This is a genomic window from Aureliella helgolandensis (assembly GCF_007752135.1).
Classification (GTDB): domain Bacteria; phylum Planctomycetota; class Planctomycetia; order Pirellulales; family Pirellulaceae; genus Aureliella; species Aureliella helgolandensis.
This window is the reverse complement of sequence record NZ_CP036298.1, coordinates 1110141-1137053: the sequence shown is the minus strand read 5'-3', so window position 1 is coordinate 1137053 and position 26913 is coordinate 1110141. Positions and strand designations below refer to the sequence as shown.

General features: G+C 53.8%; 17 protein-coding genes. 7 read left to right on the top strand and 10 right to left on the bottom strand.

Going from position 1 to position 26913, the window contains the following annotated elements:
• Positions 1 to 133: 133 nt before the first annotated feature.
• Complete coding sequence (locus Q31a_RS03910; protein WP_231691055.1) at positions 134 to 643, top strand: TspO/MBR family protein; 510 nt, start codon at positions 134 to 136, stop codon at positions 641 to 643.
• Between the two features lie 410 nt (positions 644 to 1053).
• Here the strand turns inward: Q31a_RS03910 and Q31a_RS03905 are convergent, their stop codons facing one another.
• The 4 genes from Q31a_RS03905 to Q31a_RS03890 are packed head-to-tail and all read right to left on the bottom strand — an operon-like array spanning position 1054 to position 9629.
• Positions 1054 to 2289, bottom strand: a complete 1236-nt coding sequence (locus tag Q31a_RS03905; protein WP_145074282.1) for a DUF1501 domain-containing protein — start codon at positions 2287 to 2289, stop codon at positions 1054 to 1056.
• A gap of 31 nt (positions 2290 to 2320) precedes the next feature.
• A complete protein-coding gene (locus tag Q31a_RS03900) occupies positions 2321 to 3622 on the bottom strand; it encodes a DUF1800 domain-containing protein (RefSeq protein ID WP_231691054.1) in 1302 nt (433 codons plus the stop codon).
• Positions 3619 to 9186, bottom strand: a complete 5568-nt coding sequence (locus Q31a_RS03895; RefSeq protein WP_145074279.1) for a M56 family metallopeptidase — start codon at positions 9184 to 9186, stop codon at positions 3619 to 3621. Before Q31a_RS03895 ends, Q31a_RS03900 begins: the two co-directional genes overlap by 4 nt.
• A complete protein-coding gene (locus Q31a_RS03890) occupies positions 9183 to 9629 on the bottom strand; it encodes a BlaI/MecI/CopY family transcriptional regulator (RefSeq protein WP_145074276.1) in 447 nt (148 codons plus the stop codon). Before Q31a_RS03890 ends, Q31a_RS03895 begins: the two co-directional genes overlap by 4 nt.
• 508 nt (positions 9630 to 10137) lie before the next feature.
• Between Q31a_RS03890 and Q31a_RS30680 the strand changes: the two genes are divergently transcribed.
• Together Q31a_RS30680 and Q31a_RS03880 are read left to right on the top strand one after the other, a co-directional pair.
• Positions 10138 to 10908 carry a CPXCG motif-containing cysteine-rich protein gene (locus Q31a_RS30680; protein ID WP_231691053.1) on the top strand — a complete coding sequence of 257 codons (771 nt, stop codon included), beginning with the start codon at positions 10138 to 10140 and terminating at the stop codon, positions 10906 to 10908.
• A gap of 20 nt (positions 10909 to 10928) precedes the next feature.
• Complete coding sequence (locus Q31a_RS03880) at positions 10929 to 11159, top strand: hypothetical protein (protein ID WP_145074273.1); 231 nt, start codon at positions 10929 to 10931, stop codon at positions 11157 to 11159.
• A gap of 286 nt (positions 11160 to 11445) precedes the next feature.
• Here the strand turns inward: Q31a_RS03880 and Q31a_RS03875 are convergent, their stop codons facing one another.
• The 4 genes from Q31a_RS03875 to Q31a_RS03860 all read right to left on the bottom strand — a co-directional run bounded on the left by Q31a_RS03875 (position 11446) and on the right by Q31a_RS03860 (position 16712).
• Complete coding sequence (locus Q31a_RS03875) at positions 11446 to 11979, bottom strand: hypothetical protein (protein ID WP_145074270.1); 534 nt, start codon at positions 11977 to 11979, stop codon at positions 11446 to 11448.
• A gap of 369 nt (positions 11980 to 12348) precedes the next feature.
• The gene (locus Q31a_RS03870; protein WP_145074267.1) at positions 12349 to 13269 is read right to left on the bottom strand and encodes a thioredoxin family protein; all 921 of its coding nucleotides are present in this window, start codon (positions 13267 to 13269) and stop codon (positions 12349 to 12351) included.
• Positions 13270 to 13538: 269 nt separating this feature from the next.
• A complete protein-coding gene (locus tag Q31a_RS03865; RefSeq protein WP_145074263.1) occupies positions 13539 to 15005 on the bottom strand; it encodes an ISNCY family transposase in 1467 nt (488 codons plus the stop codon).
• Between the two features lie 420 nt (positions 15006 to 15425).
• Positions 15426 to 16712 (bottom strand): glycosyltransferase, encoded by a 1287-nt coding sequence (locus tag Q31a_RS03860; protein WP_145074258.1) that lies wholly within the window; start codon positions 16710 to 16712, stop codon positions 15426 to 15428.
• Positions 16713 to 17027: 315 nt separating this feature from the next.
• Here Q31a_RS03860 and Q31a_RS03855 point away from each other — a divergent pair, with 315 nt between their 5' ends.
• The 4 genes from Q31a_RS03855 (at position 17028) to Q31a_RS03840 (ending at position 22817) form a co-directional block, all read left to right on the top strand.
• Positions 17028 to 17498 carry a GNAT family N-acetyltransferase gene (locus Q31a_RS03855; protein ID WP_145074255.1) on the top strand — a complete coding sequence of 157 codons (471 nt, stop codon included), beginning with the start codon at positions 17028 to 17030 and terminating at the stop codon, positions 17496 to 17498.
• A 344-nt stretch (positions 17499 to 17842) separates the two neighbouring features.
• On the top strand, positions 17843 to 19315 hold the full coding sequence (locus tag Q31a_RS03850) for a sulfatase family protein (protein ID WP_145074252.1): 1473 nt from the start codon (positions 17843 to 17845) through the stop codon (positions 19313 to 19315).
• A gap of 94 nt (positions 19316 to 19409) precedes the next feature.
• Positions 19410 to 20855: a sulfatase gene (locus Q31a_RS03845; protein ID WP_145074249.1), complete on the top strand. Its 1446-nt coding sequence runs from the start codon at positions 19410 to 19412 to the stop codon at positions 20853 to 20855.
• Positions 20856 to 21374: 519 nt separating this feature from the next.
• Complete coding sequence (locus Q31a_RS03840) at positions 21375 to 22817, top strand: hypothetical protein (RefSeq protein WP_145074246.1); 1443 nt, start codon at positions 21375 to 21377, stop codon at positions 22815 to 22817.
• A gap of 324 nt (positions 22818 to 23141) precedes the next feature.
• Here Q31a_RS03840 and Q31a_RS03835 read toward each other — a convergent pair whose 3' ends face one another.
• Positions 23142 to 24173 carry a serine hydrolase domain-containing protein gene (locus Q31a_RS03835; protein WP_197356178.1) on the bottom strand — a complete coding sequence of 344 codons (1032 nt, stop codon included), beginning with the start codon at positions 24171 to 24173 and terminating at the stop codon, positions 23142 to 23144.
• Between the two features lie 463 nt (positions 24174 to 24636).
• The gene (locus tag Q31a_RS03830) at positions 24637 to 26835 is read right to left on the bottom strand and encodes a hypothetical protein (RefSeq protein ID WP_145074240.1); all 2199 of its coding nucleotides are present in this window, start codon (positions 26833 to 26835) and stop codon (positions 24637 to 24639) included.
• Positions 26836 to 26913: the final 78 nt, after the last annotated feature.

Here is a 26913-nt window from a genome sequence, read left to right as displayed (position 1 = left end):
ACCGGAAGTCTATACGAATCCTTGCGATGGGAATAAGGATGCTTCGCAAACAGAAGACACGATTTTACTAGGCCCTAAGCAGGCGTAATATTTTGTTCGTATTCTCTCGAATCATTCGAAAAAGGAATCCACAGTGACGGCAAACGAACCTAGAGCGGACACTCGAGCTCAATCCATGTACACAGTGCTTGGACTAGCCGTTTGCATCGCAATTTGCCTCGGAGCAGCAGGCCTCGGCGCCATCGCGACGACTCCCGAGATTGACGACTGGTACAAGACGCTCGCCAAGCCGAGCTGGAATCCGCCGGCCTACCTCTTCGGCCCAGTCTGGACAACGCTGTTCGTCATGATGGCAATCGCCGCATGGCTGGTGTGGAAGCCTGCCGGCCTGCAAGCAGCCAAGCGTCCCCTGTGCCTCTTCACCCTTCAGTTGGTTCTGAATGTCGCTTGGTCATGGGTCTTCTTTCACTTCCACCAGCCAGGCTGGGCTTTCGTAGAAATCGTGATCTTGTGGATAGCGATTTTCGCTACCACCGTAGCCTTCTTCCGACGTTCCAAGTTGGCTGGCGGGCTGCTGCTGCCTTACCTCGCATGGGTCACGTTTGCCAGCGTCCTCAATTTCACGATCTGGCAACTAAATTGACCTAGCATTCCTAGTACCTCGTCTCCATTCGCCCCCACCACGCAACGGTCCGTTACGATTGCGGCCGGCCGCATTACGGCTTGTCGAAATAGCCCCCCCAGCGTGACGGGCGGCCGAAATAGTCACCCGCTGCGTGCGCAAGGAAAGGTGGTTGCCGCTACAAGGCAGTTTGGGACGCAACCTCCGCGTTGAAACTTAAAACGCTCCTATCTCAGCAAGCTGCTAAGCAAGGCTGAATCAATCGCCGTTGCAGTATCATTGGAAATGTGGCTTTTGAGTTGCTACAAAAACGGCTAATCAACAGACAAGGGTACTATCGAAGACGACACAAAACCCTACCCGCCTCTCTGCCTCAGACGACTCAGTCCGTTACCCTCATCCTGTGCCACATTGCCATTCGCCGATTTCGGTCAGCTCAACGATCCCTTAAAGATCTTCAACGAATGTTGCGAATCCTCTGATGCGCGATCTTGGTTCACGCCGAGCCAGTTTGCAGTAATCCCCTGATAAACATCACGAAAATCGATCCCCATGCGCAGGTCACCACCGTCGAGATCCAGCAGTTTTGGCTGGGCTCCGACGAGCCCAGGTCGAACTTGGTTCCCGGCAATGAAGACGGGGCCTGCGGTTCCGTGGTCCGTGCCCGCGGAACCGTTTTCGGTGACTCGACGTCCGAACTCGCTGAAGCCCAAGACGCACACCTGATCGGCTAGTCCCGACGAATCTAGATCCTTAAGAAATGCCTGGATCGCGTCACTGAATTCTCGAAGTAAAAAGGCGTGAGTTGGCATCTGGGCTGCGTGGGTGTCGTAGCCGCTTTGGATCGCGTAGTAGACGGGCGTTTGGAAGCCACACTTCAACAGCGTTGAAATCACCTGCATCCGCTGCCCAAGCTGCGTGGAGGGGTAAACGACACCGCCTCGATGCGATTGCTCAATCGTTTGCTCCAAAGCACTTGCGGTCGCCATTGCGTTTTGCATCGTCTGACCGACGAAATTCTCGAGCGAATTGCTCGCCGAATTACGGGTTCCTTGTTCAGCAGCCTCCCAGCGCGGGCCGCGAAGCCGTAGGTCGGTCAGATTCGAAAGCGCAACGGCAATCGAACGGCGACTCTGAATGGCCAACGGTTGACTTTCGTCACCCAGTAAGACCATATCGGGAGCGTTGCTCACGTCAGCACCAGCTTGCGCCCGGCGGGAGTCCATTGCCTTGCCTAGCCAACCGTGGGGTCGCAGAGTGTTTTCATCCCCAATCTCGGCCGAGTGCCAAACCGCCATGCTGGTATCGTGCGAGCGACTGGGATTGGGGTAGCCGACGCCCTGGACGATTGCCAACCGCCCATCTTCGAATAGATCGGCTGCCGAGCGCATTGACGGATGAAGAGCGGCAGAATCATCGAGCTTAATGAGGCGATCGACTGGCAGCCGTAGTGTGTTTCGATGCTTTGCATAACCCTCATCGGAGTAGGGAACGACGGTATTGATGCCATCGTTGCCGCCACTCATTTGAATAACGACCAGCACCTTGCCATCGCGATTCGACTTGGGCAACGCTGCCGTGGAAGCTCCACGACAGGCCAAGGCTGGCATTGCCCCTAGCGTGACCACAGAACTCTGTCCGAGAAAAGTCCTTCGATTCGTTCTCATCACTGGATACCTTTGCTGGAGATGTTCTCTTCTAGCCCAAATTCGCTGAGGTCGACCGCAGCATCCATCCGACGTCCCCCGTTTGATGGTCGTTGCCAAACAACAATTCACTGGCGAACCGAGTCTGGCATTCAGCAGTTGAGCAACCGTATTTTTGTGCAAGTTCCTCAATGGCTATGGGTTGGCTGGGACGATGCAACTCCCCCTGGAGCAACGCGGTCGCGTAGTTCGCGCGCCCAATCATTGTGCGTGTCGAAAGCCACGCTCGTTCCCCGGGCCAACCGAAAACGCTAGGTGGGCAAAACAAATCTTGGCCTAACCGTGCCGACCATTCCGCCAGTAGAAAAGTGCTCGGCGGCGGATGCACCCTCTCCAAGGATCGCAAAGTCCCGACCATGAATTGAATCGGGTCGAGAATTCGATTTCCGATATTGTTCTCAGCAAAAAATGCCTCGCTGCGGAGAATCGTTTCAACGGCCCAACGCAGATCAAGGTCGTGCTCCCGCAACCCCACCGCAAGTTCATTGAGTTGTCCTGCAGGGACAACGTTCTCGCCAAAGAAGACGTCGCACAGTCTTGAGGCGATTCGCTCGGCGACGGCGTCTTGGTCGAGCAGGATTGCCAGCACGTCATCACCATCGAAGCTTCCCTGACGACCGAGGATCCGCTTGGGGCCAGTATCGTGGTACGCCTCCACATTCACGAATGCGTCGTCTCGTATCGTCCACCCGGTCAACGCGCGAGCGACTTCCTGAACATCGGATTCCTGGTAGTGCCCAACGCCGAGTGTGAATAGTTCCATCAGCTCACGAGCCAAGTTCTCATTGGGTTTATCCTTCCGGTTCGCCCTCGCATCAAGCCAGACCATCATGGCAGCATCCTTCACGACGGCTCGCAAAAGGTCACTAAACTTCCCCATTGCGTTTTTCCGCAGCTTGTCGTTCTGCACTTTCATGAAAGCGACATTGCTGACTTTCAGGTTGCTGGTGGCGAAATGATTGTGCCACATCAGTGTCATCCGCTCGGTCAGTGGATCGCCAGAATAGAGCATGCGGTAGAACCACCAAGCTTTCAGCCGATGAATATCACTTGAGCTGACTGCCGCGTCACCAATCAAGTGTTGCAAGGAATCGAAATCCTCTGCAACATCATTTCCAAGAAGCAAGCGATCAATCGCAGCGTGCGGGCCGGAATCCAGATCGCGTTGCAACTCTCCCCAATTCGCTCCAAACCCTGCCCGCCGATGCAGATGATGCACACGCCGCAGGTCCCAGGGGGAGGCCGTGCTAGGACGATAGGGCTGCCAAGAAGACAATTCAACTTGCACCATCATTCCTCCTCCCGAATGACCGTGATGTCGCCCAAGTCCCTCACTTCGCCAGAGGCGACCGCAACGCCAACGAAAACATTTCCAATTCTGCGATTCGAAGAAGCGGAGCGAAGGGCAGCCGAAGCGGCGTATTTCATTCCAGGGATCAGCCCACGGACCACGAAACGCCCGTCTCGGTCTGTCAGCAGCGGCTTTCCCTCCAAGAGGTTGGGGAAAAACGCGAGGTCCGTATGAAGATCGTCGCCAGGTCGCTTGTCAGCGAGACTACTGGTAATGACAACGTCTCGAACGGGTTCACCTTCGGAGTCTACCAAACGCCCTGTAACGCTACCCGCAGGTTCTAACTGTAGTTCAATGCCTGCGGAGGAGCGATCTTGCAGAAGCTTCATGGCCACTCCGTTTGAAACTGGTTCAAAGACTATCAGACGACGTCCAATTGCGGGATCGTAGCCTTCTACCGAGAAATCCTGCGTGGCGGTACCACTCCAACCTCCGAATGGGCGGCGGCCACTGACATAGGCTTCCGTGACTTGCTTTCCGTCGCTCCCTATCACTCTAACTGGAATCGACATTCCGGAATCGAGACTGATGGTCATGAATTCGGGCGTCTCCCCCGGTCGAAGATCGATCGGTGCCAAATAATGATGGTTCTGCGGCACCAATGAATGTGGGTAGGTTTGAAACATGACTCCGTCGACTTCGGGATCTGAAGGCCACGGAATCGCGTCCGCACCGACAGCTCGACGAAAACGCTGATCCTCATTGGCCATAAAGGTCAAAATACCTCGTCCAGTCAAAACGGGGATTTCGAAATCGCCTTCCTCATCGGACAGGTATGCGACACGCTGATCGCCATTCTTCAGCATCGGCGTCTCCGCAATCGCAGGGTTTCCTGCCATGGGCCAATATTCGAAGTACCCAACGATCGCTTTGCCGGTGCCGCTTTCCACGATTCGGCCCCGCTGCATGAGTCCCCGTCGCATGGGGATGACCTTGCTGACCTCTTTGTCACCTGGCCTTAAGTTCACGGAAACGCCGCCCACTAAGTACGCAGATCCGTCGGGCGGAATTATGCGAAGTTCTGTTTCTCCGATCGGGAATCCAACCAAACGGAATGAGCCGTCCTTCTCAGAGATATCACGAACCGCCCGGGGAGGCATTGAACCACCGGTGGAATGAACTGCCGTTCGATACCCCTCGATCTGCACGCCCACAACCGGCTCTCCTGTCTGGTCATCAATGAGGCGGCCCACCACCGGTCGGGTCGCCCCGGCAACAAACGTAAAACGCCTTGGATAGTAGACTTGCAGTGGCGTTCGACTACCATCGCTATCCTCAGGCAACTCGATCGTCGTCCCTTCTTCGGATCGGACATACAATCGAGCGGTTTCAATCGACTCGTGACTCACTAACACCTCGGCTATTCGATCATCGCCGAGCATGGGTAGTTCAAAGTTGCCCTTGGAATCAGTCAGCACGGCCGGGATGACAGTCGCCAGAGGTCCGTCTAAGAATGAACCATTCACAATCATGTTCAACCGATCCCTTGCGGAATAAAAATTCGCACCACTGCGCTTTGTTTCCACATGCCATTCATCAAGTAAGCCAGACTTTCCTTCGTAGACATTGATCGTTGAAACCGTTGCACCAACGACCGGCACTCCGTCTATATTCAAGATCCGCCCTCGAACCGATTGATTGGAGGGCGGCATGACCAAGACGGTGGGACTGTTGCTACCGTGCTTACCTAACATGTACCGCAGCTCTTCCTCATTCAACGATGATCTGAGCTGACCGGAGTTTTCCAACAACGCAGCGTTTGCAATGGCAACGCCATAGCCATTCTTGCTTGCAACGAGCTCTGAGTATTTCATCAGCTGTCGAAGCTTTGCTTCCTCTTTCGATGGCATTTTATAAACGAACTGAAACGTACCGTCGGCATCGCTGGTTGCTAACACATCGGAGTATTCCTGTAGATTGCCGAGCCTTGCTCCCAGCAAACGAAACTCGACTCCGCCAAGTGCCTGCCCCGCCCGATCAATGACGCGTCCTGAAAAATTTAGCGGCGACGCTGCAGCAATCTTTCCACTATCCCCAATCGTGTTCGTGTTGCCTTCCTGCGGGTTGGAGAGTGATGCCCCATGTTCCGAGCTGACGCTGACGAGGTTATCTACACCTGCGTTGGCTTCGTCCAGGGCGTTCGCAATCCGTTTCGGTTTCGGCCACGTTGTCGGATCCTTGCTCAGATCGACGGTTCCCAAGTCCAGCGTGGCGCCCGGTGGGATCCGCTGATTGTCAAGCAGCTGTGGTTCGCCAGGGTACTCTTTTAACAGCAGCGAACCGCGCTCGCTCGCAGGGACCCATAATTCAAAGCTTCCGTGCTTATCCAGCGGTACGAAGTCGCGAAGCGAAAACGGCAGGAATTTACTGACGTTGATGCGATACCCTGAACTCGACGGAATCATACCGTGGAGTTCGTTAGTATCCCCCTCTCCCGCTTGCAAAAACGCTTTCGCGAGTTGGTCAGCTTTTCCACCTACCAACTTGCCAAGGATCCTTGCGTTTGGCTTCAGTGGGATCGTGAATACCTCTTCCTCAGCGGCATTGATCTGGCTAAGCCAAACAACGGCCCCCGACCGATTGTGCTTGTCGCGAATGATCAGAGGTCGCTCACGTTCCTGTCCGTCCCCCAGCACCACAGTGAACGTCGAAGTCAAAAAGGGCTGTTCTTCCCAGTAGCGATAGCCACGGCCAGACAACGCGAGTCGGTTAATAAGTTGTCGCCCTGCCACGTAGAAGCCCGTAGCGCCGGTTCCATCAGGATTGACCACACGAACCGTCAACAATTTCTCGCGGACTAATTCCACTTTTGCGTTCACGACATCCACACCGCTAGCGGCTTCAATTTCAACTACTCCGTTTCCCGGCATAGTGTTGTGGTAAATTAGCCGCTCGCCCTGGGTGCCCTCCCCAGTCTTGTTCATTGCATTGCTTGGAATAGCTTCCATTTGGTATTGGTCGTCGTTCGTGGCGACCACTCGCAAAACGCCCTTCCCCCGAAGCGCTGGTATGCGGAAAGTTCCATCCAAGGCGGTCGCAAACATTTCCTCGTAGCCCATCGATATCAACCCCGCATGAAAGGCTTCGTGCCCCTCAGCGTTCGGATTACTGAGATAGGGGTGATAACCGACGATTCCCGTAACCGGAATTCCAGTTCCAGCTTCGGTAACCTGTCCCGTTACCCAGATCCCTCGCGTAAGCCGGATGTCGAATTGGATCGGTTGCAATCCACCTTGCACGGGCACATTGTGGTCACTGCGGAAATACGGTTGGCCAGCAGGCGGAGTGACCTTAATTTTGATCGGACGGCCTGCTTCTGCAGTGTTGTGCGGAAGCCCGGAAAGGACATATTGCCCGTCGGCATCGCTGGTCGTTGCTAGAAAACCATTGATGGCAAGTAAATCGTTGGGAAGCTGATACAGGCTGATGATCGCCCCATCGATCGGTGCACCTGTTTCGCGATCTTGCACCACCCCAGTGAGCAACTGTCCTGGCTCGGCAGTCATCTTGAAGGAACTGCCGAAGGTTTTTCCGGTTCGATACTGCGGTCCCATTCCAGGTGTGTTGATCGGCGGGATCTCACGAGCGACGACGGGAATTAATGAGGATGCAATCTCAGATCCATCGACTTGAAGAACGGCCATACGATCATCACCGACATCGGAAAATTGAAATCGTCCTTCATGATCAGTGCGTGTTTCGATTTGAAGTGAGGTAATGCCTGGCATCCGCTCTGCTTCGGGATAAAACACCGCCTCCGGCGACGCGGCGTCACTGCCCAAAGGATCGCTATCGGAGTCCGCTTCGAGTCCGGCGGGAGTGTTCTGGGCTGCGGCAATCCACAGATCCACCGATTCCGCACGGTCCATGGTCGAGGGAGGTTGTCGTATGTCTTGCAAGCGGACTCGAACGCCCTCAATCGGTTGCCCCTCCAAATCCACGATCTGGCCCGAGAGGATCCGCTCGGCGGTGACCAATTTTAGATTCGTCTCCGCTCCATTTTCGGAAACCTCCTGCTCGTGGGGACCATATCCGGCCAGCGTCGCAAGCACCGAGACGCTTTGCGATCCAAGATACATACCGTCTGAAAAACGATCCGAATTGGGTTGAACACGCAGCGTGTAACGGCCCTCTCGATCGCTGATGGTCTCCTGAAGAATTGTGCTTTCGGTCGTCCCCGCTACGTTCGCCCTAAAGTGCTCGATTGCTAGGATTCGAACGCCAGCGATTGCCGCTCCGTCTGGGTCGCGGACGGTACCTTGGATCGTCATCGAGCTCGCGTCCGTTTCGACGATCGCATTTTGGTCCGCATTCTGCGCAGTCGCCATGGTGATGGTTCCAGCGCTGATCGCCGCTAATAGCGTCAACGTCGAAATCAGTACGAATGCCCATCCGCGTTTCCCGAGAATCGTTTGAGTATCGCGAGCCTCATCAAGCAGACCTGCCACGCGTTGCTCCAACTTCCACCGCGATGTAAAGAAAGCTACGCTGCCTGGAAGCGTTTCGGGGCGCTGAACCAATTGAGCCAACGACAATAGCGTTCGGCTGTAGACAGGTGCCTCGGTCGTCGCTAGCACAAAGTTGTCGCAGACCTCCTCTCGCGCTTTCGCGAGTTCCCGATTCAGTTTGCGGACCAAGGGATGTGGCCAGTAGATCGCGGCTACGAGGTTTTGCAGCAAGACGATGACTTGGTCACGACGAACAACATGAGCGATTTCGTGGATCAGCACATTGGCGAGTTCGATTGGATTTGCTTGCGTGATCAGACGCTTCGGCAGTACTACCGAGCCCCCAAAGATGCCTGCGGCCAACGGACCAGAGATCTCATCAGAAGCGAGCAGCCTCGGGGATCGACGTCCGTCGCAACTAACCGCTGCACAGGCTCTCCTAAACGCGGCTTGGAATTCTGCATCTTCAATCGGTTCCGACCGACTGAGAATCCGCGATAGTCGAATCCATCCGACCGACAATCGCAGCAACAGTACCGCAGCGCCAACCGCCCAGACCAGTAAGATGGTGACCATCCCAGTCCCAATCCACTCGAACCATGAGCGAGAGTTCACCATTGGCTCAGTTGCCGTTACGGTTGCGAGAGGGAGATTGACAGAATCAAGGCTTTCTGTCGAACCCGAGAGCCCCATCACGGACGACAGCTCGTTTAGCGTCTCCAGGCTCGAATCTCCGGAGGGGCTTACGGCGGCTGAACCTGGGCGCTCCATCGCATTCTGCTTTGCCAAATTGACTTTGGGGGCTATCGCGACAGGATCTGTTTTCTCTGCGATCTCAGGCGCCGCCAGGGCAAGCCAACTGTTGCCCTGTGATTGGATGAGGGCCGAGATTGCGGGACTGCCAAGCACGAGCAGCATACCGCAACAAAGGATCCAGTATCGCATCGCAGCTCTCCTGCGAAACAACATGGCGATCAGCAACAGCAGCGCAGTCAGAACCGTTGTGTGAATTAGAACATTGACCATCCATAGGAGCAATTGATCGGAGAAAACATTCATGCTTGACCTCCTCGTTGCTTGCCGGTTTTTTGATGAGGCTTCGACGTACCCTTTGCCGACGTATTCGATTCGGCCGCGTCAATCATTTCGCGAATGCGCTCGGCTTCATCTGACGACAACCCCCGATACTCCATCAGCGCGGTCACCATCTCCTCGGGCGAACCGGCAAAGAATCGGTCGACCATCTGCGCCACTCTTGCACCAAGCGAGGCGGTGCGAGGGCGGCTGGCAGAATACCAAAACGTTCTCCCCTTCTCTCGGTGCTTGAGCCAGCCGCGTTCTTCCAATCTGACAATCATCGTCTGGATCGTATTGCGAGCCACCTCACGTCGTTGGGCCAATTCGTCTCGCACCTGGGTGACGGTGACCTCCTCGTGATCCCAAACCACCTCCATGATCTCCCGCTGCGCCTCGGTCAACGGTGTCGTGTCCGCCTTCGCCATGCTTGCCCCCTTCGAGTACTTCCACCTATTGCCTACTGACTGTAGGCAGTATTACCGACAGGGTGTAGGCAAGTCAAGAAGATTTTCAGAACATTTCCCATTCGATCACCGCACCAACCGCTTCGATTCAAGCCAGCCACGCTCCGTAGATGCGATGGGTACTGAGCGGTTTTCACGGACCGGGGGTCCATGCTACCGATCACTTCATCTGTGTGCGTTGGAGGATTTCCTGGTGTGTAGCACGATCTCGGCAGGCAGGGATCGCTGGAGTCCGCTCGCCGTTGTGAAGAGTGGTGAAGAATAGGGTCGACTGCCTGCCCAGCTCGGCACAACATGGTATAAGTGCGGGTTCCAGGAGCTGCACAGAAGGAACGGCTGGCGTACGAGTTCATGAACCGCATCCATCGCCCAAACTGCCGTGGTAGCGAGGCCTCCTTAAGGGCGCGTTCGACTGACTGGCTGATCTCAAGTCGCCATCGGTCAGCTTTGTTGCCAAGGCCTTCCACCAGTGGCTCTGATCCTTCGACGGGCCGACACACTCCAATTTGAAGCGGACGCGATGAAAATCCTCTTTCTCCATGGCTGGCATTCAGTAGTAGGCGGCGTCAAACCAACCTACCTGAAGAATCAAGGGCACACGGTCATCAATCCACCGCTCCATGACGACGATTTCGCGGAAGCCCTAGCCACTGCTCAAGCGGAATACGATCTTTACCAACCCGACGTGATCGTCGGTAGCTCGCGGGGCGGGGCGGTTGCGCTCAACATCGACAGCGGCGGCACGCCGCTGGTATTGCTCTGCCCCGCTTGGAAAAATTGGGGGACCGCCAAGCAGCTTCAACCGAACTCCGTAATTCTCCACTCGCGCCACGACGAGGTAATCCCCTTCGCTGACAGCGAAGAGCTTCTCGCCCTTAACGGCCTGTCCCCCGACATGCTCCTCGAAATCGGTTCCGACCACCGACTGGCAGACGAAGAACCTCTATCGGTCATGCTGTGGGCCTGCAACCTGCTAACATCCGGCGCGCCCCTACCGTGGTTAGATAACAAGCCATCAACTGCGGCCAGGCTCAGTCAAGCGACCTCTCAGGAAGAAGGCAGTTACACCTGCGATGCCTGCGGGGAAGAGATCGTCATTCCACTTGACCTTTCCGAAGGCGCCTCGCAGATCTATGTAGAGGACTGTCCGGTCTGTTGCCGAGCCAACAAGATTCACGTCCACCTCGATGATGACGGAGACGCCCAGGTCTGGGCGGAACCGGAACAGGACTATGATTGACCCACTCAGAAAGCAAGCAGATGCTTCCCAAGACCTGCTTTACGCTGACCACATGCTGCCTCATGGCTGTTCCGCTGGCGCCACTAGCCATTGAACCACCTCATATTGTGGCTCACCGTGGCCTGCTGCTGCATGCCCCGGAGAACACTCTTGCCAACTTCCGAGCTTGCCTTGAAAGGGTAAAAACAATCGCTGGTTATGGCGGTGCGGGAAGCGACGTTGTACGGTGGAGTTTCGCTGGCATTGGATGAAGCACAAGAATTCCGTCGGTCCGAAGTCATTCAGACTTGATGCGATGGTGCGCGAGACCGCGACGACGAAACCGTAACATTGATGGCTACAGTGGTTCTTGTTGTTCACGGCATTACAGAGGAGGCGTGGGATAGGACCGAACCCATTTCCCCTGCGATTCAATACCGAAGTTCCTGACGAGCGAGCCGAACGGTTTCCGAATTAGCCAACAGGATCAAGTTGCAATAAAGATAGTTCAGCGCGGAAATCGGGCCGCGTTGTGATAACTCTTGTACGATCATCCCGTTACCGATGGCTGGGTACCAGCTTCCAGATACCGTCTTCCCGGATCAAAAAGAACTGACGAGTGAGGGGTTTCCCCATTCGTGTTCCCTTGACTACCACTTTAGCGGTTTCGCCAGTAATTTCTTCCTGGTCAATCGTACGGCCCTCAGGTTCGAGCCATTCAATTTCTCTCGTAATCGCCGACGCGGCGAGGGGGACGGCTTTGTCAACTACGGAACTAAAGGCGTTTTTGCCTCGCGTAATGGCCTGGATATCAGCTTTGATTTTCTTCGTTGCGAGTAAGTTTTGCAAACCTTGCAATTCGCCCGCTTCGATAGCCTTCAGCGCCAACTCGGCCACCTCTCGCGGCGATGCCGAAGCCGGAACGGAATACTCAGACGAACTGGCCTCGTCAGATACGGAGTCTGCCGAAGTGCTACCAGCGACGCCACTCGCTTCGCGCTTTTGGCATCCGGTAATGGTGCTTGCGGCCGCTAATAAAAGCATGGCAAATGAAGTGCCCCAACTATTCAGCCCACTGAAAGTCTTGACCACGAGTCCCTCGTTTTTCGGTTTCCAATTCGCAACACAACTAGCAGATCAGTTTCATCGATCGTCTTTTCCTGTTGTCAACAAAACGGCACACCAGCCTCCGAGATCCAAGTGCCAATTTGGATTAACCGACAATCCTACAGGTCATATTCGATGCAATCAAGGCTCCGACCACAGCCAGCAATTCGAGTTGGGTGGATTCAGATAGCCGAGCGAAAACAGATTACAAGAAAACGTTGCCTCAAATACATCGACCAACAGCGGGAACGGAATAGGACAGGGTGCGCCAGAATAAGACGTCGAAAGCTCAAATCGGCAGAAAGTGTACCAAGAAAGCGACTGACAATCGCGAGGCAATTGGCTGGCCGAACTTCACTCGAAACTCTCAATCGCATCTACCAGAGCTTGCACTTCAGGCTCCGTCATCCTTTGACGCGTGGCGTTGAGGATGTTAGCAAAGTGCTTGCGGCCATTTTGTACTGATGGAAAACCGATATTCTTGCCAGTTGACGGATCATTCGAAGTGGCAAGCTTCTCACCTTGGGCATCCAAAATCACAAACCAAGGAATGCCACCTTCAGCGCCGTCGCGCAATTTCGCCATAATTTCCTTAGCCCCCGTCCAGCGGTGATCCATCTTGACCCAAATGAAGTCTTTCTCCCAACTTCGATTCGCATCGAGTAATCCGGAAAGCAAATGACAAGGTCGGCACCATGTCGCGGTTTCTTGTAACAAGACTCGCTTGTTTTCTTGAGTCGCCTGTAGCAACGCGTTATTCAGGAGTTGCTGCGCATTCAGTGGCTGCACCTCGTGACGCCGAAGGAATTCCAACAACAATTCCTTCGAGAGCTCACCTGCGACGCACAATTCGGCGTCACCGGCAGTCGCAAGCGTTTTTCCTTCGGAATCCACCAGCACGAGATTGAATGCCTGTCTTGTCTCGTTCAGATCTTGGCCCAGTGCCTTGGCCAGAACCAGTGCGTTTGTCAGTCGCGCTGAGTCCGTTGGAATCGCCAAGAAGAGGAAGTCGTCACGAAGAATTCGAAAGTCTCCATCGTTATAGCGGATGTCCATCAGGCGATGAATTCTCGGATCCGTAGGCTTTCCAAAAACGACTAGCAAGCGTTGATTGACCAACCGAACGTTCTGCAGCGCTTGCTGATGACGCTCTAGCGGTGTTCCATCCACGTCGAACGCGGTTTGAATCTGCTCGTCCAGTGTGGGAGGCACGTAGGGTTTATAGGGTCCGGGTTGCGTTAGATTACCAAGCTCTACCGACTCCCCCGGTTTCACAGATACGGTCTTCAGGTGTAGGCTCCCGCCCTCAGCCGTCGAATACAGGCAGATTGCCTTCGATTCTAGCTAGTGTCTGTCCGGAAATTGCCTTGCTGGAGGATTTCACGCAGTCAGATGCTATCAGACAATCAGGAAGAGTTGCCTTCGCTTCGCATTCATTGCCGCTAGGTGAAGTCAAATCCAGCCGTTTTGACCGACTTTGCGCCGCTGGCGCGGACCGGTAGCCAGCTGGCTAATTCAAAAGTGACGAACCTCAGTCACATGCCCTAAGCCGCTTTGCGTTTGCTCTGCGCTGCCGATGCATTGGGGCGTTGTTTAGAAAGCAGTAGCTTTCCAAGCGTGTGTATATTGCGACCTAGAATCGCTAATCCCAAATAGCGTTCAAAGCCGAGTTCAGTCCGGTCGCGACAACGCTTCAAACCATTGCCCCGCTGTAACACTCCGATCGCTGCCTCGATGCCTGAGTGGTGTAGTCGGGTTCGGTGAAATTTAACACTTTCGTTCTTAATCCGCTGTGCGTATTCACCAGGAGCCCGCGGTAGTACGCATACATCTTCGATTATCTGCTGCAGATTTGATTCATTTTCCGCTGAATAGAAACCTCGGTCAAAAGACGCGGTGTGAATCTCGCCTGCGTGCTTCTTCTGAGCCAACTTCGTTTGTTCCACCACGACATCCTGGTCACGCACGTCGCGAGCCATCAAGTGATAGTGACTAATGAAACCAGCACCATCCTCGTAAACCAAAGCCAATCGACCATATTGATTGGGTTGTCCGGCTTTGCCGCGACGGTAAAGCTGCGTGTGTGTTTCGAACAAGCTGAACAGCTTGTCGCAATTGGGGACTGACTCACCCAATAGGACACGCCGACGCGCCGTATCGCAAACCTGCTCGGTCAGTCCTGTCCAATGTTCGATTGTTGTGATTAGCGACAGAGTTACTGTGGACGCACCGAGAGATTTCGCCTCATTCGTCAGTGATTTCGCTCGCTCGAGCAAAAGTGCTACGCGTTGCAGCAGGTCGCGATAACGCGATTCCAAGGCTTCCTTTTTGCGTGAGCTCTTGCTGGCAGCAATCCGTCCTATCTGCTGCTTTAAGCTCTTGATCTTCTTGACTAGATGCCCCACTTGTCTCCATCCTGTGGTCTCAAGCTGTTGCGCCAACTCAACACAGAACGGAATGAACTTGCGAACACCGTCGTAGATCAAACTGCTCTCTGTCGGATAGTGAATGTTAGTTTCAATAACAAATGAATCAGCCCGAACTGTGGAACTGGCATCGGGAGCAATGCTCTGGCCAGCGGTGACGATAGCTTGGTTGATCTTACTAATCGTCTCAGGTTTGAGCAGACAGATGGTATCGCGTATGCGTCTGAAAGTGAAACCGTCGGTGTCTTGCCAGTCGCCGATTCCCATGATTCCGCGGAGACGCCGATGATTCTCGACTTGATCCTGTAGTTTGTCGTAATCAAGATTACATCCAAGTCTGACTGCTGCAAGCACAACAACATGCCAATCGTCTATGCCTGGCCTTCCAACATCCCGTCGAGAGTCTTGGTTTAGATCCGCAGCGACAGCCTGAACGACTTTCGTTCTCAACTTGGCATTGGTATAAAGATATTGAAGCCCGAGCAAGACGGGCACGATTTCATCGCGAGATTCCAAGTTGAGTTCAACTTGTGCGATAGGGCTGCAATCGAAGCGTTGCTGTTTTTGATATGGCTTGCGAACCACTTCTACTCCTCGAAGATTAAGCGTTTGGACCTGTTTTAGTCAACAAATTCAACGCTCGAACTCGCTCGCGGGTTCGTTCTTCGGGGAGCTTTTTTGAAAATTAGCCAATAATTTACAGACGCTTTCAATTTCCGGACGGACACTAGCTATGGCACGGTGCGGTCGGTGGATTACCTCCCCGTAGTAAAGAGCATATTTTTCCAGCATCCGGTTGATGCACGCGCCGCAGAGTTGAAGCATCGCAAAGTCGCTTCGGTGTTTCGCACCGAAGTTGATTTGAGAAAGTGATTCGAGACATTGAGTCGTACATCTCGATGTCGAAAGCCCGTTTGCTAACGTGCGTCGATCATGTCGACCTCCCAGGCGGTCCGCACTGCGTGGTGTTCTCATGACGCGTTTTGCCGGAATGCGAGATTACGACTACCTCGACCGCTTCATCCAATGATTGATGAACTGGACGGCGTTGCCGACACCGTCCTCATTTCGAATTCGTTGACCAAGTGCATCAGCCTTTTCACGAAGCGTCACATCTGTTGTAGCCTGGGTGATGGCGGCACTCAATCTTTCAACGCTGAGTCTCTTCTGAGGAATAGCCGCGGGCCCAACTCCTAAAGCTTTGACTTTCGCCCCCCAGAACGGTTGGTCACCGAAAAACGAGCAAACGACTGTCGGACGTCCGGCACGGAGTCCAGCCGCCGTAGTACCGCAGCCACCATGATGCACAACTGCGGCGACGCGTGGGAAGAGCCAATCGTGAGGCACGGAATCAATGGCAAGAACGGTGCTTGGCAATTCAAACCGAGCGGGATCAAGGCCTCCCCAGCCACTCGCAATAATCGCACGCACACCGGTGGCTCTAACCGCATCTAGAACAATCTGCGTGAGATGAACGGGATCGCGACCAAAGATGCTACCGAAGCCGAAGTAGACCGGCGGCTCACCCCCGGCGAGAAAATCCTCAAGCTCCGGTGATGGTCGCCAGCCTTCTGGATGATTGAGAAACCAGTACCCTGTAACGGTCGCCGATTCGGGCCAATCAGAGGGTCTTGGAATAATGGATTCGCTATAGGCATGTAGTGCGGGGATTGGCTCGCCATTGGCGTGCCGTAAGTATTTGCCACCCCGACGGGGTGGCAAGCCGTTTGCCTGTCGCCACTCGTTGATGTACTTGCCAGTTCCCCACCACGTTGCTTTGGCGATGAAACGATACGTTAGGCGATTGTACCAACGCCCAATTCTCAGATCTGGAATTCCCATCGCAGGAAAACTACCGGTAGAAACATACATGGGTAGATAGAAGGCAAGCATGCAGGGCACACCCAGGCGTTCCGCAAAGTCTACCGCGCCGACTGCTTTGGGATGAAACAGAATCAGATCTGGCTTAGCGGCGCACGTCGATTCCCAAGTGTCCTTGATCTGCTGGCGCTGCATTGGCCCAAGTTTAGGCAACAGCTTGAATGCCGTCTTGATTGCTTCCCACCAATTGCCTGTGTTCTCCATTGCAATCTTTCCGTCGTCCGAATGCATGAAATCAATTAAATCGTCGTTCATAGAGGCATAATTCAATCCATGATCCGTTATGAACGACTCAAATTTTGCGCAAGTGCAGAGGGTGACGCAGTGGCCGGCAGCCAAGAGGCCTTTTCCAAGTGCAACGTAGGGCTGAACGTCCCCTCGGGTGCCGACAGCGAGTATTTCAATATTCATGCAACTACCTTAGAGGACTCAGTGGAAGCTTTCCATTCCTTGCGGGCTCGGCGGTGCTAGTCTCGCGATCGCAACCGTTGCCACAGAATCCAACCATGGAGTCCGTGTGGCACGCGCGGACGCTGCCAGGCAGAGCCATACGCCATCTAATGCCAGCTGCCTCAAGAACCTACGTGCGAATGAAACGACGAAATATCGTTATATTAGTAAATTGCATAATTCTGTCACCGAATACAGTGGCAGCTGGTGGAAATGTATCGGATACGCCTGAAATTGAACTCTAAGAAACGATGACGTTCACACAAAAGGGGACACATGCACATCGTGATACGGCCCGCGACGGCGATCGACCTTCCGATCCTTTTGACCTTTGAGCAAGGTATCATTGCGGCTGAACGATCCTATGATGAAACGCTGCTTCCTGACCCAATCAGCTATTATGATATTAGCGAACTTATTGCCTCGCCGGAAGCCGAAGTCATTGTGGCCGAACTGGACGGTACTCTAATCGGCTCTGGATATGCTAGGAGAAAGGCATCGCGGCATTACACAGAACCGGCCTTCCATGCCTACATCGGCTTCCTTTACGTGGTTCCGGAACACCGCGGCAAAGGCGTGAACAAGCGTGTACTTGACGCCCTTTTCACCTGGGCACGCGCGAACGATCTACCGGAGGTCCATTTGACGGTGTACCCCGGCAATGAACCAGCATTGCGAGCCTATGAGAAAGTGGGGTTCGAGCCCCACATCCTCGAAATGCGAATGAACCTCGACAAGTCCTTGTAAACGGAAGGCTCTCATCCGGGCGCAATCGCCCTCTCCTGGCGCAGCTCAGCGGGCAAGGACTTCGTCGCGCCAGTCGTGTTAACGTCAGCGTAGAGAAGTCGGACCAGTGGCAAACGCTCCAATTCACTCTTCCCGGTGCGTTGCAAATCATTCCACGTTTGCGCCCACCTTACCGCCGGCAGCACGTCGCTCAAATCCATCGCGTTGAACCTCGCCAACGGAGAAACAGTGACGTTATCACAACAGCAAGAGCAACGACTACTGCCTTTGAAGCGACTCTTCGGCTGCTGAAACTTAAAAACCTTTCCCTCAGAACCACGTTAGCTAACAGGTTAGACCTCTCTATGAAAAAACGTCATCGAAGCAGCATTCCTAGGAGTTTAGCTACTCCGCGTGTTGTACCGGGCATCGCACTGGCCATTATGCTGCTTTGCGGGACGACATCCTGGGCCGCGAAGCCGAACTTTGTGATCACAATTGCTGACGATCATGGCGTGTACCACTCATCGGTTTATGGAGCGGGCGAGATTCAAACACCCAACCTTCAACAGATGGCGAATGAGAGAATTCGATTCGACGGCGTCTATGTTGCGTCGCCGGCCTGCGCGCCAAGTCGCGCGGCACTTTTCACGGGGCGAATGCCCTATAGCAACGGCATCGTTGGCAACCACGAAATCCAACTCAAACCCGGTGTCGTCTCACTGCTGCCAGCGCTATTGGAACAAGGGTACGAAGTTGTCTTTCATGGCAAGGTCGGCCATGCCGGCAGGAAGCATTTTGGCCAGTACGTGCCCGACGGAGTCAAGATTCTCGGCGGTGGCGGCTTGCAACAAACAATGACGTTGGATCAGGTTGAAGCATTTCTCCAGCAACGCCCTGTAGACGCTCCACCGCTGGCATTGTTTCTTGGCTGGACAGACACGCACACAGCTTGGCCGCCGAAAGAAGAGGCTAGAATCGCACCTGCCGACGTCGTCATTCCGCCGAAGATCTTTGACACGCCCGAAGCTCGAGTGGAAATGACGCGATACGTCGAAGGAGCCGAAGATATCGACCGCCGCGTCGGACAAACCCGAAGACTGATCGCGAAACACCTGGACGCGAAGAACACATTGGTCGTTTACACGTCGGACCATGGGATGCCGTGGCCTTTCGCAAAATGGGCTCTCTACGAAACGGGAATCCGTACTCCTTTGATTGCAGTTTGGCCCGGAAAAATCCAACCGAGTTCGTCGACAGACGCGATGGTCAGTTGGATTGACCTAATACTGACACTGATCGACTTGGCCGGTGGAACGTCGCCGTCGGGGATTGAGGGGCGGTCGTTCGCTAAAGTGTTGATGGGCGAAACCAACAAACATCGTGACGTAATTTTCGCCACACACAAAGGTGACAACGAAAAGAACGTCTACCCGATTCGCAGCGTCCGCGTGGGCAAGTGGAAGTACATCCGCAACCTGCACCCCGAATTCGCCTACACCACACACACCGACGTTTGGGCAATGGAAACGCCGCGGGACCCCAAGCACTGGGCACACGCCGGCCACCACTGGCAATCGTACATCGATGCAGCGAAAACCGCCCCGAAGGCAGCAGCTTTCTTGCATGACTATCACAGCAATCCAGCTGAAGAACTCTACGATCTAGAAAGCGATCCGTTCGAGAAAAACAACTTGGCCACACCCTCCCATCAAGCTCGCACACTAACGAAACTGCGTGAGTTGGTTGTCCAGCAGATGCAAGAAGTCGATGACGATCAGGCGCTCAGCGGACCACCGCGCTTGCTAAGAGATTTTGCATTGCCAGAAATACCGTAGAGCGGCACTGCCCGATCTAAGGCTTAACAGTAGGCTGCAAGATCTTCCAGGATGAACTCAATCAGCCTCCGAACCGGAATATGAGAATCGAACGATGAAAACGACTTGTCTGATAGTTTTTGCAATGGTCGGAACGACGCTGATTCCGAATGTACCGGCACGCGCTGAGAAGCCGAACGTCCTGTTCCTGATCGCAGATGACCTGAATACCGCTCTGAGTGGCTTTGGGCACAAGCAGTGCAAGACACCCAACCTCGATCGCTTAGCACACCACGGTGTCAAATTTGAGAACATGCACTGTCAGTATCCGGTTTGTGGTGCGTCGCGGGCGTCGATTATGTCTGGCTTGTATCCGTATTCGAATCTAACGTTGGGCAATGAAGGCACCTTGCGAGGCAGCATGCCTGACGTCGTAACGCTGCCGCAGACTTTTCGCAACAACGGCTACTACGCGGGCCGAGTCAGCAAGATTTATCACATGGGGATCCCCTTTGAGATCATCGCCGGAACAGCGGAAAGCGATGATCCCTTCTCATGGGACGAAGCGATCAACATCACGGCTCCGGAACAAAACGCTGCCGGTGAGCTGACGAACTGGTCGCCGAAAAACAACGGGTCACAGACCTTTGCCGGTGTGATTGCATCCGGCGGAGACGGTGAGCACGCCGATGGAATGGCAGCAGATCGTGCCATCGAGATTCTTGACAAGGTCAAGGACAAACCGTTCTTTCTGGCCGTAGGATTCGTGAGACCGCATGTACCACTTGTCGCCCCGAAAAAGTATTTCGACAAATACAATCGAGCGGAAATGGTCGCACCGGTAGTGCCGGAGAATGACCTGGACGACGTGCCCGGAATCATCCGCGACTACAAACGAAACAGCACAACTTACGGCGTGACGCCTGAGCTGCATCAAGGGCTGTTACAGGCCTATTACGCCAGCGTTTCGTATATGGACGCGCAGGTCGGACGCGTCTTGGATGCTCTGCAGGAAAAGGGGTTGGCGAACAATACGATTGTCGTATTCACTAGTGATCACGGCTACCTTTTGGGGCATCACCACAAATACCAGAAGCAGCACCTGTTCGAAGAGGCCACGCGAGTACCGTTTATCATCAGCGTGCCGTGGCTCACAGATCAGCACGGCCGTGGCACCACCAAGATCACGGAACTGGTCGATCTTTACCCCACCCTGGCCGAACTGGCTGGCCTGGCCGCTCCAGACTCTCTCCAGGGAATAAGTCTGCAACCGCTGCTGGCCGATACCGAATCTCCGTCCTGGAAGAAGGAACAGGCATTCACAATCAGCCGCAGCGGAGGAGAATCGATTCGCACGGCGGACTGGCGTTTCACGCAGTGGGGCTTTGGGGAAAAGGGCTTAGAGCTGTACGATCTGAAACGGGACCCAGACGAATTCACCAACCAGGCAGGAAATCCAGAGTATGCCACAGTGGTAAACATGCTACAAACGCAACTAATCGCTAAACGGGACGCAGCAGGCTTCAAGCAGAATCATGCAGCCATTGTCGGCAAGCCGTAATGGGCAAATCCAAGAAGTAGGCGCACGATCCGGCAGGCAGATTTTGCCGTCTGGTGGGTGCCTGGTTGTAAACAGTTTCACGACTGGCATTCTCCAGCGAGCTTGCTGACTTCGCAAGTCAACTTCTGAAGTTGAAACATCGACGCAAGAAATTCCCCAGCCAGCGCCTTACTCCACACAGGACTCGAGTCCCCCCAGTCCTCCATCACAAGAGAACCCCGCCATGACACTCGCTGAAGCCATAGAGTTAGTTAAAGCGTGGCCAGCACGACGACTCCCAAGAGGACAAGCGGATTCTGTGCGACATGCGGTGAGTAGCATTCTGCCTGACGATGCTTGCGTACCCAGTCACTGGTGGTAACTGTTCACGAATCGAGTATTGCGACTGCACTATCGCCACTCTGCCCATCGAATCAAATGATACAATTTCAAAGCAAATGTGTCGCCGCATCGGTAGGATGTCGCCTGCTTGGACGCTGGAAAATGCGGTCTAAATGCCAACATCGGTGGAGAATTTCGATGCGATTGCAAGTCTATTGCGCACTGTTCGTCTTGTGCTTGTCTCCCAATGCCGTTTGTCCAGCACAAGAAGGGGATAGAGAAAGCCCCATCCGTTTTCCCGTTGAAATGAGGGACTTCAAACTCTCGGTGATGGACGGTGCAGGCAAGCCGATCGAAGGTGCCGAAGTTGTGGTGCAGGGAGTGCGATGCCAAGAAGATCCCGGTAGTTGGTATGCATGGCCAGCCGCCAATGGTGGCCCGATGCCTATCGTGCCGACCGATCAAGACGGTGTGGCGAGATTCAAATACCCATCGAAGTTGGGCTCGGCGGTCGAGTACTTTACCATTACTACCCTAACCATGAACTTCCGGCACGCGAACTATATTTCGGAACGCGCAGAATTCGCCGTTGACGTAGAAAAACCGGAACAGGTACTCAGGCCAGGATGTCGTGTAACCTACAGCGCGGTCGACGATTCCGGTAAAGCCATTGAAGAGTTCGCCGCCTATATTTCGGGCCCCGGCTACGATGCAAAATGGACGCTGGCCGACGGAACGATTCAATCGATGGCCGTGCCGGATGGTGCGTGGCAAACGATGTTGGTAGCGCCACAGAATGATGGTATCACATTGTTCAGCGGCGTACTGCCAGCACGCTACAAGAGTGGCAGCGAGATGAAAATTAGTAATGTCACGCTACGTCCAGGATTGCGTGTTCAGGGAAGACTGGCTGGCAATGTTCCACGTCCCATATCGGACGGTGTGGTGGTAGCTTGGTGTCAGCCAAAACCAACCAAAAAAGCGATTGACAATCGCGAGGCAATTGGTTGGTCGGACTTCGCCGTGATCCGAGCAGACGGTACTTTCGAATTCGCTTCCCTCCCGCGTGACGGACGCTTGCAACTCTTTGCCATCTGCCGAGGATGGGTGATCGAAGATCAACCACGAGACGGGCAACCACCGGTTGGCCAGATCAAGACAGGTGTTTTAATTGATCTTGAGGCTGCCCACATCGCAGATAACGTGCTTGCGGACATCGAACTTCCGATGGAAGAGGCGGGGGCCATAGAAGTAACGGTAAAGCATCTAGACGGTAGCCCTGCGTCCGGTATTCGAGTGGGAACCTCGCCCAATCAGAAGCTGGAGGACACGGGAACCCAGCTACTCGGAGAAGCCTACTCGTCCATTGTCCGCATCCGGTCGCAAATTGACGGCACTGCCCCACCCAACTATTGGCAGCAAGAGCGCAAGACGCGTTACATGCAAGAAACCGATGCAGAAGGGCAAGCTGTGCTATACGATTTGCCTCTAGGAAGCTGGGAGCTTTATGTGGGCAGCGACCAATTCAAATTGGTCACTGAGACGGAAAACGAGAATCGCCTTTCTCCTCAGATCACCGTGAACGTCGACAAGGGCGAAAAGGTTTCCTTGGCGGTTACCGTCGAACCCATTAACGACTAACTCAGGCGGGTAAGGACCGTCGGGACAATTATTGGCGGATAGTCGCCGAACCGCTCCGCTGGTACCTTCCGGAAAATGCCGATCGGCGGAGCGATCTGGCGACACTGATTGTTCCGACGGTCCTTCGCGTCTGACGGCTACTCGGCATCCTTCTGTGGGCGGATGGCGTGGCTGGAGCATCTCATCCTTGGCTGGGAAAAGTCGCTCGGCATGGTGATCTGTTGAATGCGGAAGTCTGGCACTTCAATACGGTGAGAGCCAACGGAGGCTGCGACCGACCGAAGCGACGCGCACGTGTTCGGCAGGACAATCGGCGCCGTTTGCCTAACGTGGTACAACGAACGCCTCATCGACGGCATCTCGAACCCGATTGCGGAGTTTGGCAAGCAGGTCGTAGTCTTGGATTTGCGAAAAGAAGACACCCACCACTTCAGTTTTTTGATCGGCCCATACGAACGTTCCGCTGGATCCCCAGTGACTGAACTGATTCTCCTTGTCTAGAATCCAACTCAGTCCGTAGTCTGCGTTCTGCGCAGTCAACATGGCTGCAACAGAATCTTGGCTCAACACTCCCGGACCGTGTGCGAGAAACGAATTCGCAAATTGAGCAATATCGGCCGGAGTCGAGAACAAACCGCCGTCCGGCATGGTCATTCGAACTTTCCATTGGGGATCGCAGCGGCAAAACACGGACAGAGTGTTAGACTGGCGGCGATAGACGACCGCACTTCGGTTCACTTTTTCTGCTGGTAAAAAGAATCCTGTATCGGTCAGATGTAGCGGCTCGAAAATCTCTTCCCGGAGGAACTCGTCAAACGGTTTGCCGGATGTCACTTCAATGATGCGTCCCAAAACGTAGGGCGCTGCATTTGAGTAATGGACTTCCGTGCCGGGTGCAAAATCCAGCGGACGTTCCGCAATTGCGTCGACGACTTCGGCCAGACTGCGATCGTACCATCGTTGTGTAAAAAAGAACGATTCCCGCAGAGGCACCGCTGCGGGGATTCCAGACGAGTGGGACATCAGCTGCCGCACCGTAACCGAATGCCGCGTTCCAGCGACAGTGGAAAGTTGTGAGAATTGCGGGAGGTATTTCTCGATGGGTTCATCCAGTTGCAATTTACCTTGTTCCACAAGCTTCATTGCTGCGGTTGCCGTAAATGGTTTTGTCAACGAAGCAATCCAGCAGATCGTATCCGTTTGGAAAGGTCGAGCGGGATCGATTTCGCAAACACCGTAGGCTCGCTGATCGATCACCTTGCCCTTATGCATGATAAGCAAGGACGCTCCCGGAATGCTGCCATCCGAGACCGCCTGCTCCACAATCTGGAACCCTTTCTCCAAAGATTGCGCCATCGCGGACGATATCACAGCGAGAACTGCAGGCAACACCAGTAGTAGTGAGCGGTAAGGTCTGAGCATTAAAAACATGGTAGATATGCGCAATTGAAAAGTGTCGATTCGTGAAAATTGTCGCTCTAATGATAACAGCCACCCGATCCCGAATGGGTGCAGGTCTCATCACGAATTGTCGAGATTAGATGAACCAATGTGAGTTTGACCTGAGGTCACCCGCAATGAGCGAACGAATCCGACAGCGCAGTCAATTCGCCAATTACCACTTTGCGCCGGTGCGATCATAAGGGCGTGACGTTGGCATCGAAGGAATCGGAAATGACGGTTCGACTTGGGGCAGGTGCGACGTTGCCGCATATGTTCCGCATTTTAACCCAAAGTTCCACCGGTCAATGCAACCTAATAGAAGCAGATAAGTTGCAAACCTGCTTCAGGAAAGAATGGGAGGGTATTTTCGATGCGCTTAGCCGAGATCTTGGTCGCCACCATAAGTCCCAAATCCCGTCGTGAAGACAGGAAAGCTTTTCATGGCATTTAACAATTCGGAATAGTCGCGTTCTTTAAGCGGTATCTTTTGCTCGACGGATTCATCCAGACCAAGAAGACGACGATCGAGTCGAAAAACGCTCGCGCCGTTCTTTATTCCGCGCACTCCAATATCTAGCTTCACGCCAACCACTGAATCACGGAAAGCTATTGCGCAAGGTATTCGATTGATCTCAAGAGTCTCGATTCTTCCGGTAAATGCTTCACTGCCACATCGAAAGCAGATTTCGTCGCCGATTGCGATATGACCTGATTCGACGACGATAGATACTACTTCTTTAACTTGAAATACACGCCTTACATATCCAACCTTGAATGATCCAACTGGTGAAAACGGAACTCGACCGACTTGGCTAATGTGTTTTCTAAACCCAAAGTCCCGCATCGTATGCTGAGTCATCAAACAAACGTAGGCGACCCAGTCAATAAGGCTGATCACGGTGAATCCAAGATCGCTAACCAAATCGGCGACGACGTCGTTTGCGCATGAAACATTTTCTCGATCGCGATCTTCACAGTCGGAAAGATGGTTCACCACAACCAATGGGTTTCCCGTCTCTGGATTTCTCCGACGTAGCGCCAGCGATCTGCAGGCAATTGCTTCGATGTCTGAACGCTCAATGATCGTGGTTTTGCTGACGAGAAAAACGGGACGTTTCATTTCGCCATGCCTAAACCAATAGCGCTCAACATAACTTTCGCGATCCTGAATTCGTATCCGACCATCAATCAAAGGTTCGCGTATCGTCTGAAATGCCCATGCGATACAATACGCCATGTCGAGAGACTTTCTGGAGGCGCGGGCTAGAAGTTGTTCGGTGTAGACGTGTTGCACTAACCTGATTGGCCCATTTGAATCCCACGGTTCCGGTGGAATAACGCCAAGCCCTCGCTCGTCCATCCTTGGCTCAAATGGGAAAACACCGCGCAGGCGCTCGTTCGCGGAGTGCCAAGGTGTTTGAGTAGGATCGGCAGCATGGGGATCTTCTCTGAGCCATCCGTGGAGCCATGACATGGTTTCCATGACTCGCAAGATTGGCCCTGGGTGTTCGTAATCTACCTTTTCGGACTCGTGGACTATTTTGTGTCGGCGTTCTCTTGCTGCGTCCAACTCGCGCTGTAGATAGATGCCATTCACCTCAGGGGCAATGTGAGTCAAGGGCCCAGGTAGCTCCCGTTTCGTCTCTCGAAGGTAGAACGAGAATTGATCACTGAATCTCATTTTGGCCAAGTGAGCTTGCGATTCTTCATCAGTCCTGTTCTGCCTGAACGTCGGAAGCTCTGACAGAAGGTCGGCAACGGTAACTTCAATTGCTGTCACTACTTTCCGAATTGCTTCGGCAAATTGCCCGCGATAGAAAAACGTCCACGCATCTAGTAGTTCTTCAGTGCTTGTGCCGAGCGGTTCGATTGCTGCTTCTCGAATTCGTCCTTCAGTTGTTCGGTATCGATATCTTCCAGCCGGGTCAGCAGATGGAAGTTCATCGGCGACAGGATATAGCGCCATCGGAACATGCCAAACATTACCCTCTGCATCGGAAATGTGCCATACGGGTAAGTCCCAGTGAGAAACATGAGCAACAAATGGATCGAATGAAGCAGCACGATACGCACTTATGAACTCGTTGATAAAGCGAATAGACGCGTGCGCCAGTGATTTCACGTAGGCCTGTGCATCTTGAATCTCTCTCGCATCGCCAGACTTGAAGAGATCAATGACACTCCCGTGAACTTGAACCGGCATTGTGAGGAAAGTGCGCAGATGCCGCTCGCCAAAGTGGTCAACGGCTTTAAGGTCTCGTTTCTGCTGTTCAAAAAACGGATAACCTTCTGCCGTGATTTGCATTAGGTAACGTTCGTCTCGGTAGACGAGTCCGTTCCGGTAGACACCGACCACGCAGTTGCGGTAATCGATGTCCAGCGGGCAATTACCGATCTTGATCCGAACTTTTCCGTCGGGCGCTGCAATCCAAAATGGCAACTCGACATGAATCCGGGCAGGAACAACTTCCGATGTCCAATCGACTTTCTTGCCTGGCCAATCACCTTTGGGATCTAAGCCAGATTCAGTTTCGTTCATCGCCATCTTCGCCTTTTGTACTACTGTCAAATACATCCATGTTCCCCCTTCCCGTTTATCCGTTCAACGCGTAGCGAAAAAGTTGGCGTACACGTCTTTGATCGGTCAGCACGT

Bases quoted from the DNA above. Each gene is read 5' to 3' on its own strand.
- Q31a_RS03905 (WP_145074282.1), bottom strand. From the start codon at position 2,289: ATGAGAACGAATCGAAGGACTTTTCTCGGACAGAGTTCTGTGGTCACG.
- Q31a_RS03900 (WP_231691054.1), bottom strand. From the start codon at position 3,622: ATGATGGTGCAAGTTGAATTGTCTTCTTGGCAGCCCTATCGTCCTAGC.
- Q31a_RS03895 (WP_145074279.1), bottom strand. From the start codon at position 9,186: ATGAATGTTTTCTCCGATCAATTGCTCCTATGGATGGTCAATGTTCTA.
- Q31a_RS03890 (WP_145074276.1), bottom strand. From the start codon at position 9,629: ATGGCGAAGGCGGACACGACACCGTTGACCGAGGCGCAGCGGGAGATC.
- Q31a_RS03860 (WP_145074258.1), bottom strand. From the start codon at position 16,712: ATGAATATTGAAATACTCGCTGTCGGCACCCGAGGGGACGTTCAGCCC.
- Q31a_RS03830 (WP_145074240.1), bottom strand. From the start codon at position 26,835: ATGTATTTGACAGTAGTACAAAAGGCGAAGATGGCGATGAACGAAACT.
- Q31a_RS03845 (WP_145074249.1), top strand. From the start codon at position 19,410: ATGAAAACGACTTGTCTGATAGTTTTTGCAATGGTCGGAACGACGCTG.
- Q31a_RS03880 (WP_145074273.1), top strand. From the start codon at position 10,929: ATGCTTCCCAAGACCTGCTTTACGCTGACCACATGCTGCCTCATGGCT.
- Q31a_RS03855 (WP_145074255.1), top strand. From the start codon at position 17,028: ATGCACATCGTGATACGGCCCGCGACGGCGATCGACCTTCCGATCCTT.
- Q31a_RS03840 (WP_145074246.1), top strand. From the start codon at position 21,375: ATGCGATTGCAAGTCTATTGCGCACTGTTCGTCTTGTGCTTGTCTCCC.
- Q31a_RS03835 (WP_197356178.1), bottom strand. From the start codon at position 24,173: ATGGCGCAATCTTTGGAGAAAGGGTTCCAGATTGTGGAGCAGGCGGTC.
- Q31a_RS03850 (WP_145074252.1), top strand. From the start codon at position 17,843: ATGAAAAAACGTCATCGAAGCAGCATTCCTAGGAGTTTAGCTACTCCG.